The organism is Microbulbifer agarilyticus S89, assembly GCF_000220505.1.
Taxonomy (GTDB): domain Bacteria; phylum Pseudomonadota; class Gammaproteobacteria; order Pseudomonadales; family Cellvibrionaceae; genus Microbulbifer; species Microbulbifer agarilyticus_B.
Genome location: NZ_AFPJ01000042.1, coordinates 62,840 through 78,534, shown reverse-complemented (window position 1 = coordinate 78,534; position 15,695 = coordinate 62,840). Strand labels below are relative to the sequence as shown.

Annotated in this window: 9 protein-coding genes; 5 read left to right on the top strand and 4 right to left on the bottom strand. The window is 54.2% G+C overall.

Annotated features, from left to right (window positions below):
- Positions 1-360: 360 nt before the first annotated feature.
- Together AS89_RS17605 and AS89_RS0113425 are read right to left on the bottom strand one after the other, a co-directional pair.
- On the bottom strand, positions 361-4,485 hold the full coding sequence (locus AS89_RS17605; RefSeq protein WP_010133215.1) for a carbohydrate-binding protein: 4,125 nt from the start codon (positions 4,483-4,485) through the stop codon (positions 361-363).
- 386 nt (positions 4,486-4,871) lie between these two features.
- Positions 4,872-7,310 (bottom strand): hypothetical protein, encoded by a 2,439-nt coding sequence (locus tag AS89_RS0113425; RefSeq protein ID WP_010133214.1) that lies wholly within the window; start codon positions 7,308-7,310, stop codon positions 4,872-4,874.
- 276 nt (positions 7,311-7,586) lie between these two features.
- Between AS89_RS0113425 and AS89_RS0113420 the strand changes: the two genes are divergently transcribed.
- From AS89_RS0113420 to AS89_RS0113405, 4 genes are all read left to right on the top strand, one after another.
- Entirely contained in the window at positions 7,587-9,071 is a 1,485-nt protein-coding gene (locus AS89_RS0113420; RefSeq protein ID WP_029250033.1) for an aldehyde dehydrogenase family protein, read from the top strand.
- A 2-nt stretch (positions 9,072-9,073) separates the two neighbouring features.
- Complete coding sequence (locus AS89_RS0113415; protein ID WP_010133212.1) at positions 9,074-10,066, top strand: phosphotransferase family protein; 993 nt, start codon at positions 9,074-9,076, stop codon at positions 10,064-10,066.
- Between the two features lie 39 nt (positions 10,067-10,105).
- Entirely contained in the window at positions 10,106-11,389 is a 1,284-nt protein-coding gene (gene eno, locus AS89_RS0113410; RefSeq protein ID WP_010133211.1) for a phosphopyruvate hydratase, read from the top strand.
- A 243-nt stretch (positions 11,390-11,632) separates the two neighbouring features.
- Positions 11,633-12,145 carry a BLUF domain-containing protein gene (locus tag AS89_RS0113405; protein WP_010133210.1) on the top strand — a complete coding sequence of 171 codons (513 nt, stop codon included), beginning with the start codon at positions 11,633-11,635 and terminating at the stop codon, positions 12,143-12,145.
- Between the two features lie 9 nt (positions 12,146-12,154).
- On the opposite strand, the gene AS89_RS19025 is transcribed toward AS89_RS0113405, so the two are convergent.
- Entirely contained in the window at positions 12,155-12,277 is a 123-nt protein-coding gene (locus AS89_RS19025; protein ID WP_258165063.1) for a hypothetical protein, read from the bottom strand.
- Positions 12,278-12,350: 73 nt separating this feature from the next.
- Positions 12,351-14,159, bottom strand: coding sequence for a carbohydrate-binding protein (locus AS89_RS0113395; RefSeq protein ID WP_010133209.1), 1,809 nt, complete (start codon positions 14,157-14,159; stop codon positions 12,351-12,353).
- A 180-nt stretch (positions 14,160-14,339) separates the two neighbouring features.
- Here AS89_RS0113395 and AS89_RS0113390 point away from each other — a divergent pair, with 180 nt between their 5' ends.
- Positions 14,340-15,695, top strand: a complete 1,356-nt coding sequence (locus AS89_RS0113390; RefSeq protein ID WP_010133207.1) for an MFS transporter — start codon at positions 14,340-14,342, stop codon at positions 15,693-15,695.

Below are 15,695 nucleotides of genomic sequence, written 5' to 3'. Positions count from 1 at the left end.
GTGACGAAAAGGTTACCTACCAGAATCCAGGTGTATATGTTTCTGAGGAACTGGAGTGTTCCATTTGTTTCTTAGTGGAATAGTGCTGTATTTCTGGCTCTGGAGTGCCCTCTAATTTAAGGACAGATCAACACCCTCTCCATTCTGTCCAACTGATATTCCGAGCCGTCTAATCTAATTCCTGTGTTCTATGCTTGCCTATTTCTACGGAAGTATAGGTTTCCTATTGAATAGTTTTAGTTGAGTCTTTCTGGGCAACAAAAAAGCCCACAGACAGAGCTGTGGGCTTAACAGTACCGGTATTGAATTTATATTCGCGATACCGGATTTTCTAGAGCTTTTCGGCTACTTTTTTCGTCTTTAGTTGCGCACAGGCGCCGCACTAAACTCCTTGATCACCAGGTTTGCAACCGCCAACTGGCCATCGTGGCGGAAGTCCACGGCAATGGTGTTGTTGGCTTGCAGCAATTCAACAGGCACAGGAATTTCCAGTGTGTTGAAGTAGCGTTCGGCGTTGTTTGCCCGACGTCCACGCCAGTCAATGGGTGTCTCGACCACTTCACCATTCACGGTGAGCGACACAATGCCGAGGTTGGTGTCGACCTTGTCGTCTTCATCCGGAAAGAGTGCCACGGTCAGGCGCAGTTGCGCTTCAGCGTAACCTGCAGGTACCGACACATTGTTAATACTCAGTGTCTTGGCACCGCCGGCCACGGCAATGCGGTGAGGTTCACTGCCACCACTTACGCTGTTACCGAAGTACTTCTTCTCATCCATGGACTGGTTGATGGTGATGTTGTTACCCAAGGTGTAGCGCAGAACAACCGTTGCATCGGCACCCAGTGTCAGCGTGCTGGGTGCTTGCTGCATGTGGTGACGATCGGTCACGGTGTCATAGCTGCTGTCGTAACGCATATTTCGCATTTCAACATTCTGTACCGCAGCGCCGCCAAGGCCCGCCACGTTCAGGTTGATGGTAGTGGCATAGGTCTCCAGGTTGTTGAGGATGACAAACAGTTCGTTGTCATTTACATAGGACTGAACCTGTACGTCTGCATCGCTGGAAACGCTGTCTACCCGTGTGCCGTCAACATCTGCCCACAGCTCGTAGAACTGGATGTAGTCGGACCACTTCCACTCGTCACTGTTGAGCGCAGTCTCTTTCATCAGGCTGTAGTGGTAAGGCGCAGTACAGGTACGTACTTCGTCGTAACCGCAGCCGAATGGTTTGTAGCCCCACAGCGGCTTCGCCGGGGTGAACGGCATGGACTTGATGACGTAGTCTGGGCGATCCAGGATTTGCATAAACATCGCATTGAAGGACTTCATCACCTCAGATTCGTAGCGATTGTTGTGCACCAGATAGTCCCAGCCACCCTGTACCGCACCATACTCAGACAGCACGATAGGTTTACGATTGGCTTCACCATTCTGGTAAACGTCGTACCACTCCATCATGTCCAGCATGGCGGGCAGGTGGCCGTTGCGGCGCAGTACCGACATGTTGTCGCCATCGACACCGGGCCAGTCATAGACGTGTACCGCATAGAAGTCCATGTTGTGACCGGCAGCATCCATAAAGCCTTTCCACATCACATCCCACTGATACCAGTCCTGATCGCGGGTATCGTCCACCGTGGTAGCCATCGCATTCTCAAAGAAGGCTTCGGCAGCGGCTTCTTCTGCCGGGTCCTCAGCAGTGATCCACTGGGCATAGTTATCATCGCCATAGCGAGAGATTCCATCGCGACGATAGAAGTCGTGCTGCCCCCAGGTCATGCCACCGATCAACGGTGCCTCATTCCCGAGCTTCGCACGGATTTCCTGCGCTACCAAGTTGTGGTATTCCCACAGCGCTTCCTGATTGGTGACCATGAACTTACCGGTTTTCATTTCCATGTCCGGTTCGTTGATCACTTCCCAGTACTTCGGCATTGGATCACCAATAAAGCCGTTACTGCTGTTGGCGTAGTAGTGCTTCAGGTACTGGCCCATCCATGCGGCAGAGGTCTGGATATCCATCGGCTGCCAGTTGTGCCAGGTCTTCCCGTTGTCGTACCAGCTCAGTGTCGGGTAGGTGGGATGTGGGTTGGTACCGGCGATCAGTTCGGTGCTTTCCGGGCTGAAGCGCTTGTAGAACGCGTTGGCTTCATAGTTTTCACGCAGCTCCTGCCCGCGTGTCACCATGTAGTCCATATCCGGCCAGTTTTCCCTGTTCGGGTCTTCCTTGGTATCCGAGAACTTCCAGGTAGCTGTACCGTTGTCGCGCCCGAGGGTCACGTCGAGGGTATTTAGCAGGTAGTTCAGCTTGTCGGAGTGACCAACCCAGTCCTGCTCATAGATCGCAGTATGCGCTGTGATATGTCGAGCGCGACCAAAGTCGGATACGCCGTTAACACTATGTGCGATGTTGGCATTTACCGTGACGGTAGCGCTGTGGGTATTACCAACTTGTGCGGCAGAACAGCCGGACTCATTGGCAAACGCACCGGCGGCAGTAGACGGGCAGTTGTCCGCGCTGTCTGCAACACCATCGCTATCACTGTCTGAGAAACTGCTACAACCCGTTGGGTCAACGTTTTGACCGTAGGGGGTGTTGGGACATTGATCCGTCGTGTTGAGTACGCCATCGAAGTCGTCGTCGTCACCACCGGGGCTCGCACAGCCTACGGCATTCACGAATTCGCCAGGTCCGGTAGTAGGACATTGGTCTTCCGCATCGTTGATGCCATCTTCATCGGTATCCAGCTGCGAGGGTGCACAGCCGACACTGTTGGCGGTTTCCGCTGGGTCTGTGCTCGGGCACTGGTCGCTAACATCCGGCGTACCGTCGCCGTCACCGTCGAGGTTCAGGTCAGCATCACCCACGCGCTCGAAAATGGCGTAGTCGATATTGAACTGGAAGTCCTCACTGCCGGCACCGTAAATACGGATGGTCAGGTCGCCGGCAAACAGGTTCACTTCGCTGGAAGCATTTACCAGATAGAAGCTATCCCAGTCGCCTTGGCTCACCACATCGGTGGTGTTTTTGATCACCAGCTCACCTTCGTGGTCGGTGGCCATCAGTCCAACCGCCGTACCGGAAGTATTTCCGGTGCCCACATAGAACTTTGGACGGTACAGGCCGGACTGATCCAGGCTCAGGTTGTACTCCAGGTAGTCACCACTGTTGAAGTAGTTGACTGCCATACCACCGTTGATGGCATAGGTGTCGATATCACCACCTACTACATGGGCGCTTTCTGCCTGCAGGGTAAAGGTTCCGGAAACCGGGCTGCCGTTACCGGGCGAGGTGCCGCCAGAGCTGGAGCTGGAAGAGGAACCGCCGGAGCTTGAGGAGCTCGACGAGGAACTGGAAGACGAGCTCGAGGAAGAACTGGAGCTGCTGCCGCCGGAACTGGACGAACTGCTCGACGAACTACTTGAAGAACTGGACGAACTACTCGAGGAACTGCTGGAAGAAGAACCGCCGGAGCTTGAGGAACCACCGGTATACGCAAACTCCATGCGGTCCAGGTTCCACTGCCAATCATTACTACCACCGCCGTACACGCGAATTTGTTGGCTGCCCGCTGGCAGGTATACGGTATCCGCGGCTTGCGGTTGGAAGTTGTCCCAGCCGATGTTCGGAACATTGGTTTGTGCCAAAGTCTGCCAGCTTCCGCTGCTGTTCAGCTGGAAATCAATCTGCGCGCCGTTCACCGCAGTGCCGGCGAAATAGGTCAGGTCGTAGTTACCCGCCTGAGGCACAGAAACGGAGTATTCCGCGTAGTCACCTTTATTGACGTAATTAATCGCGGTCGCGCCATTGGCTGAGTACACGCTGATTTTTTGCGGCTGGCCGTCGGCATAAGTACCGCCAACCTGCGCGAAGCTTTCCGCTTCCACGGTAAATTCGGTGCTGCCACCGGCGCTGCTGGAACTACTAGAGCCACCGCTCGAGCTGCTGCTTGAGCTTGAGCTACTGCTAGAGCCGCCGGTGCTGACGAGAGTCAGTTCCAGGGCATCCAGGTTCCACTGCCAGTCGTTGCTGCCAGAGCCAACAACGCGCAGGTTAATGGTGCCCGCTGGAAGCGAAACGTTACCTGCATCCAGCGGCTGGAAATTATCCCAGTGGCCTGCTGGTACCGCCTTCTTGACCAGGGATGTCCAGTTGCTGCCGGAGCCGATCTGGAAATCGATCTCTGCGCCAGAAGTCATGCTGGTACCGATCAGATATTGCAGGTTATAAGTGCCGGCTTCTGCAACTTGCAAGGCGTATTCGGCGTAGTCACCACGGTTTACATAGTTAATGGCGGTCACACCATTTACATTGTAAACGCTGATTTTTTGAGGCTGGCCATCGGCGTAGGTACCGCCGACGCTGCTGAAGGATTCAGCCTCTATTCGATAGTCTGCTGCGGTTGCAGCAGTACTGAAGGCGAGTCCTGCCGCCAGCACAGACTGTGCCAGTGCCAGGGGGCGCCTGGGGTAGGGGAGTTTCATCGCTTGCTCCGGGATCGAGACACGGTACCGCTTGTGTCGTTATTATTTTTTGAACCGCTCTGGCGTTTCGCCGATACCTCGCAATGGCAAAGCGCACAGGAAGTGGCTTTGAATTGACCGTAGTTTCTGCTTTCAGCTACTTGAAGCCTCACTCGACTTCACAGCAGCTGTCCACGTTATATCCGCGGTATCAATATTTAACAATAAACTGTTAACAATCGACAATAATGTATGGCGCGAATTTTTCCCGTTCTTGCGTTTTTTTCAGAAATGCGAACTGGTACTGGAGGGTGCACGGACTAGAGGTAACTCGGAAGAAGGGGCCGGCCGCGAGGCGGCCGACCCGGGGGAAGTGGCAAGAAATGTCTATTTAACGAAAAAGTATATTAGTTACGCGCACCACGACTTAATGGGGACGAAGTATTGGACACCTGTGCGGTGACAGTGCTGACAAAACCACCGTCATCGTCAAATACAATTTCAATTGCATTGTTTTCACTCAGGTAACTGTGGTCCACGGGAATCTCGATAACGCCGAAGAATTGTGCGCGACCTTTGCCACCGTAATATTGGTCGTAGCCCTGGTAATCTTCCGGCACGGACAAGGTGTTGCCGTTTATGGTTACGGAAGGCGTGAGGGACTTGCCATGATCTCGGCCGACGCCCAAACGCAAGATTGCTTCGCCGTTATCGCCTAGGGTAACGCCGTTGATGGCGAACGAAATTTTTTCACCAGCAGTAATGGCCTGTTTGTAAGTCTCTGCGTAGTACTTGGTTTCCATATTGTCGTTGTCGATGGTAATCGCATCGGTAAAGGTCAACTGCAAAATGGCGGTCGCTTCGGCGTTTAAGGTAAACGTTTGTGGCAACTCGGTGACCGAGGTTTCGTCCAGTACAGGCTTTCCACTATCGTCATAGTGCAATTGCTTGATAGTCGCACGGTCAAAACTGTTCCCAGCGATACCGAGGGTGGCGAGGTCCAGTACCGAGGCTTCCTGTTCCAGATTGTTAAGTACCAGATACGCAGTATTGCCATCGACATAGGCATTCACCTGTATATCCAGATCGCTCGCCCAGCTATCTACGCGGGTACCTTTTACCTCGGACCACAGCTGGTAGAACTTGACGAACTCGGTGTATACCCACGCATCGCCAGTTTCACCATCCCCTTCTTTTTTCTGTCGCATCAGGCGGTTGGTGTAGGGCATGCCGGTATCTGGGTCGCGCCCCCATTCCGCCTTGATGGTGACAAACGGGATGGACTTAAGAATTTGGTCCGGTCGCTCCAGCATATTCATGGTAAGGCCGTTCAAGGCGCGCAATTTGTAACTGTCGCGCTCTGGCGACCAGGCGTCGTTCATCATGCTGTGCACCGTGGCGCCAATCTCAGAAACCATAAACGGCATGCGTGCACCGGTTGCCATCAGGCTATATTGCTCGAGCATATCGAAGGTGGCTTCAATATTGCTGCCGCGGCGGAGCTGTCGGGTGCCCTGAAATGCAGGGAAGTCATAGAAGTGCACGGACAGGAAGTCCATGTTGTCGCCGGCGACATCGATAAACAGCTTGTCGCGCTCTTCCCAGCGGTTGAAGTTGTCTTTTTCAAAATCCGGGAAGGCAACGGTGTAGCCGCCAATCAAGACATTCTCGTGTGATGCCTGATTCCATGTATCGCGATATGCGCGAACTTCGTTTGCCACAGCATTGTGGAAATCGAATACTTTTTGCGGGGTGGTGGCGGTGGTGCCTTCGCGTGGGTAATCCACCAGTTCGTAAAGAGGCTCGTTCATTACCTCGAGATAAACCGGCTTGGGTTGACCAAATTCATCATTTTCGCCGCGATTAAAATACTCGTAGAGAAAATTCGCCATATAGTGACCGACAGCGGTACCAAACGGCTCTGCATCGGTGTCGGTTGTGGAGAAGCTCCAGCCCATACCCGTATCAGCGCCATTGGGCCAGTAGGGGTGCTGTTGGCCGCCTACCACCATGTCGATGGCACGGTGACCATGTTTCCGGATCAGTTCGCCTTTTGTGCTGATGTCTTTGGTGTAGTTCCAGCGCATACCGCCACCGTTGGTGATAGCTGAATCCACATCGATAAACCCAGGACGCGCGCCGTCTTCTGGCAATTGGCTCAACTGCCATTTCATGCCGCCGGTGTCCCGGCCGAAATAGACATCGTAACCTTCCAGGAAATTCGTCATCAGGTCCGGGTCTTCATTCGCCGCGCCGGCGCTTTGCGAGTTGCCACCAAACCAGTCATTTTCGGTATTCGAAGCATGGACTGTTATGAACTTGCGACGATCAAATTCTGACTCACCACCCACCGAGTGCCGCATATTCAGGTTGAAGTCGACTCTAATCGCACTCTCTGCCGGAGGGGCCGGTTCTACAGGTTCTGCCATAGTGGTGACTGTGTATTCCGCGCTCACTCCACCAATCGTCAGCGTGGCGACGACTGCGGTACTGTATGCGGTGCTCGAAGTGACACGCACAGCGACACTGTCACCATTCTCAAGGGTGGCGGCATCGCTGGAATAGCTGCCGTTGTTCACCGAGTACTCTCCACCACTAATGCTCACATTCGCGGCCGTATTGATACCGGAGACGGTAGTGGCATCGGAGGTATAAGCCGTATCCAGGTCCGCGTCGTTAACGGCGGAAAATGCAAAGGCATCGGGACGTGTGTCTTGTTGCACACCGCCGTTGTCTTGTGGCGGCTGGTCGTTACCAGAGTTGCCGCTACTGCCTCCGCCACAGGCCGCAAGAGCTGCGGTCAGGGTAAGCAAAGCGAATCGCGCAGGTAGGGAATAGGGTCTCATCCGCTCTCTCTCCAGATCGTTTTTATCGTTTTGTCTCGCGGATACTAGCGGCGCCGGCAGGCTACTGTAAATAGTAAATTGTTGACAAAAAGTGTGTGGTTTGGACATTCCTGACATTGGTGCCAGATTGGTAATGCGCTGCCTTTTCCCTGTTAGGTAATTAATAGAGCACCTTTTCATGCCAATTTATATGTTGTAGATTGTTAACAAAAGGCGTAATGTCGTAGTTACAGCAGTCCCACCTTTAGTCGATAACCAAAAATAATGGGTAAAGTGATGATTGAAACTACCGCAAAGGTCCAGGCGTTTATTGGTCAGTCCCCCGTCCCTTTCTATTCCAATGGTGCTTGGGTCACGGGTAGTCCTGGCAAGTCCATGGCTGTGGAGAACCCGGCAGATAAATCCCATCTGGCAACGATTTCCGAGGCTCTTGCCAGTGACGCTGAGCAAGCTATTGAAGGAGCCCATGCTGCATTTTCTTCCTGGCAAGAGACCAGCCCTGATGAGCGCGCCGCACTGTTGCGCAAGCTTGCAGACTTGTGTGAGCGCGACGCCGAGGAACTGTCGCAGCTGGAAGCTCTGGATGTCGGTAAGCCAGTAGAAAACGCCCGTGGGTTCGATGTGCCATTCGGCATCGAGTGCCTGCGTTATTTTGCGGATCTCTGTGAGAAAGAAGAGTTTGAAACCCCGCTGACTCTCGACGGTATGAAGCAGGCCCGCAAAGTGCGCCTGCCCTACGGTGTGGTCGGTTTTATTTTTCCCTGGAACTTCCCGCTCACCCTGTGCCAGTGGGGTATTGCACCGGCGCTTGCGGCGGGTAATACCGTGGTGGTGAAGCCATCTGAGGTAACCCCGCTTTCCACGCTGTATCTCGCGAAATTGGCGGAGGAAGCTGGTTTTCCCGCAGGCGTGATCAATGTGCTGCCGGGCGAGGGGCCGGAAGTCGGCTCTGTATTTACCCAGCACCCGAAAGTGCGCTTTGTTTCTTTCACTGGCTCTTCCCGCGTGGGTCGTCTGATTGGCGAAGCGTGTGGCGCAAACCTGAAGCCGGTGAAGCTGGAGCTGGGAGGCAAGGGCGCGTCCATTATCTGCGACGACGCAAATATCAGCGCCGCTGCCGCGGGTCTGGCTGGTGCTATTACCCTGAATACTGGGCAGGTATGTTGCACTGCGACCCGTTGGATTGTGCATGAGAGCGTAGCGTCCGAATTTATCGAGCAGGTAAAAGCGGAGCTCGACAAAGTGCTGATCAAGGCCGGTATGAACGAAGACAGCCAGATGGGCCCGCTAGTAAGCGAGCGCCAACTGAACACCGTCAACGGCTACATTCAACAGGGGCAGGAACAGGGTGCAGAGATTGTGTATGGCGGCCAGCCGCTCTCTGACGCGGAGCGTTCTGGCTACTACGTTAGTCCCACGCTGTTGATGGGCTCTGAAGAAAATATTTGCTTCCGTGAGGAAATTTTCGGGCCAGTGGCTTACATCACCACTTTCAAGGACGACGCCGATGCCCTGCGTCAGGTCAATAGTCTGGACTACGGGTTGGCCAACAGCGTTTGGACCACGAACAACGACCGCGCTATTTCCATCGCCAAGAAGATGGTCTCTGGCAACAGCTGGGTAAATGCGCACAACGTGTTTGCGTACGGTCTGCCGTATGGTGCCTGTAGTGCCAGTGGCATGGGTGGTGGCGTGAACAGCCGCGAAACAATGCTGGACTACACACGCAATTTGTCGATCGCCGAACCCGAAGAGGAATAACTGTGGATCAGGTAGCGTTATGTAATTACCTGATCGAAAAAGGTCTTCTGCACTCACAGGATGCAACCTTTACCCCGCTCTCCGGCGGGGTTTCTTGTGAGATCCTGCTGGTAGACGACGGTCAGGCACGCTTTGTCGTTAAGCGTGCGCTGGACAAGCTCAAGGTAAAAGACGATTGGTTTGCGGATATCAAACGCAATATCACCGAGCAGGAATACCTGAGTTATGTCGGTGCATTCCTGCCCGAGTCTGTGCCCGCCATTCTCTATTCCGATGCAGAAAAGTATTTTTTCTGCATGGAAATGATTGAGGGAGGGCTGGAAAACTGGAAGTCGCGACTGCTACTTGGCGAATATGATCGCCAGTATGCAGGCCTTGCGGGGAGCTATCTTGGCAGCATTCACAAGAAGTCCGTTGGTGATTCTTCGGCACAAGCTAAATTCGATACCCTGAAGGACTTCACCGAGCTTCGCCTTGAGCCATACCTATTGAAAACCGGTAGCCGGCACCCCGGGCTGAACACGCACTTTGTGTCAGAGGCCGATCGGATTGCAAGCACGGCTACCTGTCTTATTCACGGTGACTACAGCCCGAAAAACCTGATGGTTGGGAATGGCAAGCTGGTGATTCTCGACTGCGAGGTGGCCTGGTATGGCGACCCCGTCTTTGATGTCGCCTTCCTGTTAAATCACTTTTTGCTCAAGGCACTGCACAAGCCAAAGAACGCGGCGCAAATTCTGGGCCTGGGCGAGAAGGTGTGGGAAGCCTACTTGGCTGCGGCGGGAGAGGTTGTTGACGATGACTTCGAGTCCCGGCTGTGTCACCTGCTGCCCATGTTGATGTTGGCCCGGGTAGATGGAAAGTCCCCAGTGGAGTACCTGAATGCCAGCCAGCAACAAACCGTCAGGGACTTTGCTTACGCAGTAATCCCTGATGGACCAACCACATTAAGTCAGCTGCTCCATCAATGGACAGAACTTTTGGCCGCAGAATGATTAGCGGTAAATAAACACGGTAAATAAATTAAGCACGCCATGAATATCCAAAGTATTGACGCGTTTCAAATATACGATTCACGGGGTTTTCCCACGGTTGAAGTAGAAGTCACCCTCGAGAACGGCGTGACCGGTTCTGGCTTGGTGCCCAGTGGTGCATCCACTGGGCAGTTTGAGGCACTTGAGCTGCGCGATGGTGACAAGTCTGTTTTCCGCGGCAAGTCTGTCTTTAAGGCGATTGCGAATATTCGCGAGGAAATTGCCCCGGCGCTGCAGGGCATGACCGTCACCGACCTGAAAGCGATCGACGGCAAACTGGTAGAGCTGGACGGCACGGAAAATAAATCCCGGCTCGGCGCTAACGCTACCCTTGGCGTCTCCATGGCGTGCGCCCATGCCGCGGCAAACGCGCGCGGCGTGCCGCTGTATGAATACCTGGGCAAAGGGCAGGGCACCCTGCTCCCATTGAATGAGATCCAGATTCTGGGAGGTGGCGCACACGCCGACTGGGCCATTGATATTCAGGACTTCCTGATTATTGCGGTGGGTGCGAAAACCTACGAAGAAACGCTGGAGATGACCTTCAATATCTACCATGCCGCCGGTGAAGTGATGAAGGGGCGGGGCAAGAGTGTTGGTCTTGCCGACGAAGGTGGTTGGTGGCCAGCGTTTGACAGTAATGAAGAGCCTTTTGAAGTCCTTCTGGAAGCGGTGCGTCTGGCGGGTTATGAAGCTGGGAAAGATGTGGCCATTTCTCTGGATATCGCCGCCAGTGATCTGTACGACGGTGAGCGGTACCACTTGAAGAAAGACGGTACCTCATTTACCCCCTCCGAGTTTTGTGACTTGATGATTGAGTGGTGTGACAAATACCCGATCATCTCTATCGAAGACCCCTTTGCGGACACCGATTTCGATAGCTGGAAACGGTTTACTGAAGAAGTGGGCAAACGTGTACAGGTAATCGGTGACGATCTCTTTACTACTAACATTGCCCGTATCCAAAATGGCATCGATAACCAGTTGGCGAATTCCGTACTGATCAAACTCAATCAGATCGGTACCGTATCCGAAACCATGGCCGCCATCGAAATGACCCAGAAAGCCGGTTGGCTGCCGGTCGTATCGGCGCGTTCGGGTGAAACGGAAGATGCGTTTATTGCCCATCTCGCGGTTGCAACCAACGCGGGCCAGCTCAAAGTCGGTTCCTTTGCCCGCAGTGAGCGTATGGTGAAGTGGAATGAAGTATTGCGCATTCAGCGAAGCCTTGGGGAGCGCGCGCGATTTGTCGGTGCGGCACTCTACGGGCCTATCTTCAGCTAATTCCATGGCTAGGTGAGTCGTAGTACCTGCTTGCGTAGTTCTTGTAGCGCATTCCCGGCACTCGCGGTCTGTACGTTGGGTATTCGCTTCTCCCTGCGTACTTGATCTCTGCGGGTCAACTAAATATTTGTCCGGGGTTGTACTCATCTTTGGTCTTGTATTCTTGAACGGTATCTCGACAGATCCATTTTTCACCACGCTGCGTATAGACCTATCACATAATGCATAAATTCGGAGAAGGCCTTGAGTGATCTAATCCAGTTGGTATACGCGAGCCGGGCCACGTTCAAGCCCGCACCCAATAGCCAGGGAGTCGAGCCTTCCGTCGCCCGCATATTGATGCAGAGCCGTCGCAATAACAGTCGCGTCGATATTGGTGGGGTGCTCTATTTTGGCGATGGGTACTTCTTTCAGGTGCTAGAGGGCGGTCGCACCGTGGTCACCGAAACCTATGAGCGAATCACCTCCGATCCTCGTCACAGTGACGCCACGATTCTGTCGTTAAAAAATATACGTGAGCGGGGCTTTAACGAATGGTCGATGAAGTATGTCCCGGTAGATGACGCCGTGCGCGCATTTCTGGCAAAACGCGGTGAACGCAATTTCGCACCGTTCAAATTTTCAGGTGGGGATGTGGAGGCATTGGTTCGCTTGCTGCATGCCCAGGGTGAGGGCGGCGCAACGAAGGCGAAGCGAAAGTGGGACCTAGGCGGGCTGCTCAGAGCGCCCGCGCTACTAAACCCCTTTCGCCGGTAATCGGTATTGCTAGTGTTTTTGCATGCGTCCCAGATTTTCTGAGAGCAGGCTGCCGACATAAAGGTAGTCTGGTGTTTCAAACACACCGGTGGTGGTGGCATAGCCGGCAGAGGGGGCTTGTATCTCTTGCAAGATCTCGCCTGCATCATCGTATTAACGAAAAAAGGGGCCACTGGCCCCCTTTTTTAGTTTGTATGACTGGTGATTAGTTGCTCAGCACGAACTTATCCAGGTTCCACTGCCAGTCGTTACTGCCGACACCATGCAGGCGCACCTGATACGTACCTGCCTCCAAGTAGACGCTGCCACCGTTTAGTGGCTGGAAGTTGTCCCAGCCCTGGTTCGGTACAGGCGTTGCCGTTTTACTATTCCAGCTACCGCCTTCGTTCACCAGAAACTCGATGCTGCCACCGGTTACGCCACTACCGACGTGATAGGTAATGGCATAGGTGCCTGCGTTGGCAACATTGATGGTGTAGTCGGCAAAGTCACCGGCATTCACGTAGTTGATCGCGGTGCTGCCATTGGTGGTGTAAACGCTGATTGGCTGTGCCTGTCCGTCGGCATAGGTGCCGCCGACAGAAGCAAAGCTTTCCGCTTCTACGGTGATGGTGGCACCAGTCGCTGGTGGCGGCGGTGGTGTGCTGTCATCCTCGGTTTTGGTAAAGCGTATTTCATCGCCGTTCCACTGCCAGGCACTGCCACCAGCGCTTTGTACACGGATTGTGTGGTTGCCTGCTGAAGCAATATAAATCGTGCTCGGCAGGGTAAATGTATTGTACAGCTCCCAGTCACCGGTACTGCTCAGGGGAATGGTACCTACGTAGCTGCCGTCTACCTGCACGTCCGCTGCGATGCCGGAAGTGGTGGGGGAGGCGGCGAGCAATTCCACGTTGTAGCTACCCGCTTCCGGGAAATTTACGGTGTAGTCGCCCCAATCCCCGAGGGTGTTGTAGTTGATGTTGTCGCCATTGGCGTTGAAGCCAGCAACGGTGTCGCCGGCAACGGCCGCGCCTGCTTTACCGGTAGCGGAGAAGCTGCCCATCTCAACGCGAATGGTTTCGCCACTTCCCGGGTTGCCCCCATTACCTGGATCACCGCCATTGCCCGGGTCGCCGCCCCCGTTGCTGTCTGCCACTGGCTTGTAGAAGCGTACCCAGTCCACCAGGAACTTGTTGCGGCTTGGGTCGGCGAGCTCTTCATCGGTGGGGGGCAAGGTTCCCTGCGCATCGCGCCAGGGCTGGTGCTCCGCATCAAAGATGACCTGCATCGGCTTGCTGAGGCCATTGCCGTTGGTGTAGCCATAGGGGTCAATCATTTCAACACCGGAGACGGTGCGCACGTGCTCACCATTTACGTAGTACTCCAGTGTCCACGGGTCGATCCAGTAAACGCCAATACGGAAAAACTGGTCACGCCAGTGGCCGCCATCGGGGTTCGGATACCAGCTCCCCGCATCTTTCGGCTGGTAGTCCTGAAACGGCTCGCGGATAAATACGTGATGGCTGAGGTGCAGGCGCTCGTCAAACCAGGTCTCGCTGGGGCGGTCACTGCCGTAGGACTCCAGTACATCGATCTCTTCTGTGGAGTCCGAGCTCAGCAGCCAGAACGCATTGGCCAGCGTGAGGTTGGTGATTTTTACCCGCGCTTCCATAAACAGCGGATAGGTCATGCTCTCCTTGGAGTGGATGGCGCCTGTATGCACCTTGATGGTGCCGGGCTTGCGGCTGGCCTTGATGACCAGGTTACCGCCTTCCACATAGGAGTTGGGGGCGTAGTACTCGGTTTCACCCGGGCCTAGCCAGGGGTTGATAAAGCCTTCGCTCCAGCGCTCAAAAAAGGTCGCACTCTTGCCGACGGGTGGCGCGGCGTAGTTGAAATCGTCAGAAAGACTGTGGAGTTTCCAGGTATTTCCGGCTCCGGCATCGGCGGGAACAGGAATATTGTCCCAGTCCGAAGCCAGCGCGGAGGATGACAGCGCAAGGGCCGCCAAAGTGAGAGAGGTGGTTTTCATCGCGTCTCCTTGTGCCCCCGGTTTGAGGGGCGGTTATTGTTATGCCGAGGAGAGTAATGTAAATTGTTAACAATTGTAAGGGGCGACCTTGTTCTCGTGATGGTGTAGCCAGCGATTGCTCGATCACGTCACAAAATAATAAGAGCGCTGATACGCGCATTAACAAGAGTAACCAGGCAGATGAGCGGTGGGACCAAAGGACGGAGCGGCAGTGCTAGCGTAAAGAGCGGCAAGTTTGGTGTGCTCGCTCTGATCTTCATCAGTGTGGTGATCAACTACATGGACCGTACCAATATTTCGGTTGCGGCCAATGCGATCTCACAGGACCTGGAGCTCTCTCCGGTACAAATGGGGATTATTTTTTCGGCGTTCGCCTGGACCTATTCCATCATGCAGATTCCCGGCGGCATGATCGTGGATGCGGTGCGTGTACGGATCCTGTACCCCTTTATCCTGATCGCCTGGTCGTTGGCGACGGTTGTGCAGGGATTGGTTAGCTCCCTCGCGGCCCTGGTGGGCTGCCGTATGGCGATCGGGCTGTTTGAAGCGCCCTCGTATCCTGCGAACAATAAAATTGTTACCCATTGGTTCCCTGAGCGTGAGCGCGCCAGTGCCATTGCCGTGTATACCTCTGGGCAATTTATTGGATTGGCCTTTCTGATGCCCGTGCTGGCGGTGATTCAGGAGTGGTTTGGTTGGCGTGGGCTGTTTATCGTGTCGGGCCTTATCGGCATCGTCTGGGCGGTGGTTTGGTATTTCCTGTATCGCGAATCGGGAGATTCCCAAGACGTCGTCAAAGAGCGGGAAGAGGATGCAGGGCAAGCAGAAACCCATTCAGCGGTGGTGAAACCTGTACGTGCGGCCCCGCAACAGGCGGCAATTAATTGGCAGAGCCTGCGCCTAGCGTTTTCTAGCCGCAAACTGTGGGGAATTTACATCGGCCAGTTTTGCCTTGGCAGTACCCTGATTTTCTTTTTAACCTGGTTTCCTACCTATCTCGCGGAGTACCGCGGTATGGGTGATCTCAAAACCGGCTTTCTTGCTTCCATTCCTTTTCTCGCTGCTTTTTGCGGTGTCTTACTCTCCGGCTTCACCTCCGATTGGCTGGTACGGCGCGGGTTCACCAATGAATTTTCACGTAAAACCCCGGTCATCATTGGGCTTATGCTCTCCTGCTCGATGATTGGAGCGAATTATGTGGAGTCTACGGCAGCGGTGACATTTTTCCTCTCTCTTGCCTTTTTTGGCAATGGGCTTGCCTCTATCACCTGGGTATTTGTCTCCTTGATTGCGCCCAAAAATATGGTCGGACTGGTAGGCGGTTGTTTTAATTTTGTTGGTGGATTGTCCGCCGTAATTATCCCGGTCGCAATCGGGGCGCTCGCACACGATGGTGATTTTCGTCCTGCCCTGGCATTGATTGGTGCGCTTGCCGTGGTGGGGCTTTGTTCCTATTTATTTCTCGTTGGAAAAATCGAGCAAATTACGCTGCACGAGGGCGAAGAAGGCTCCACGGTTGAGCCACAGGCTGCGTAA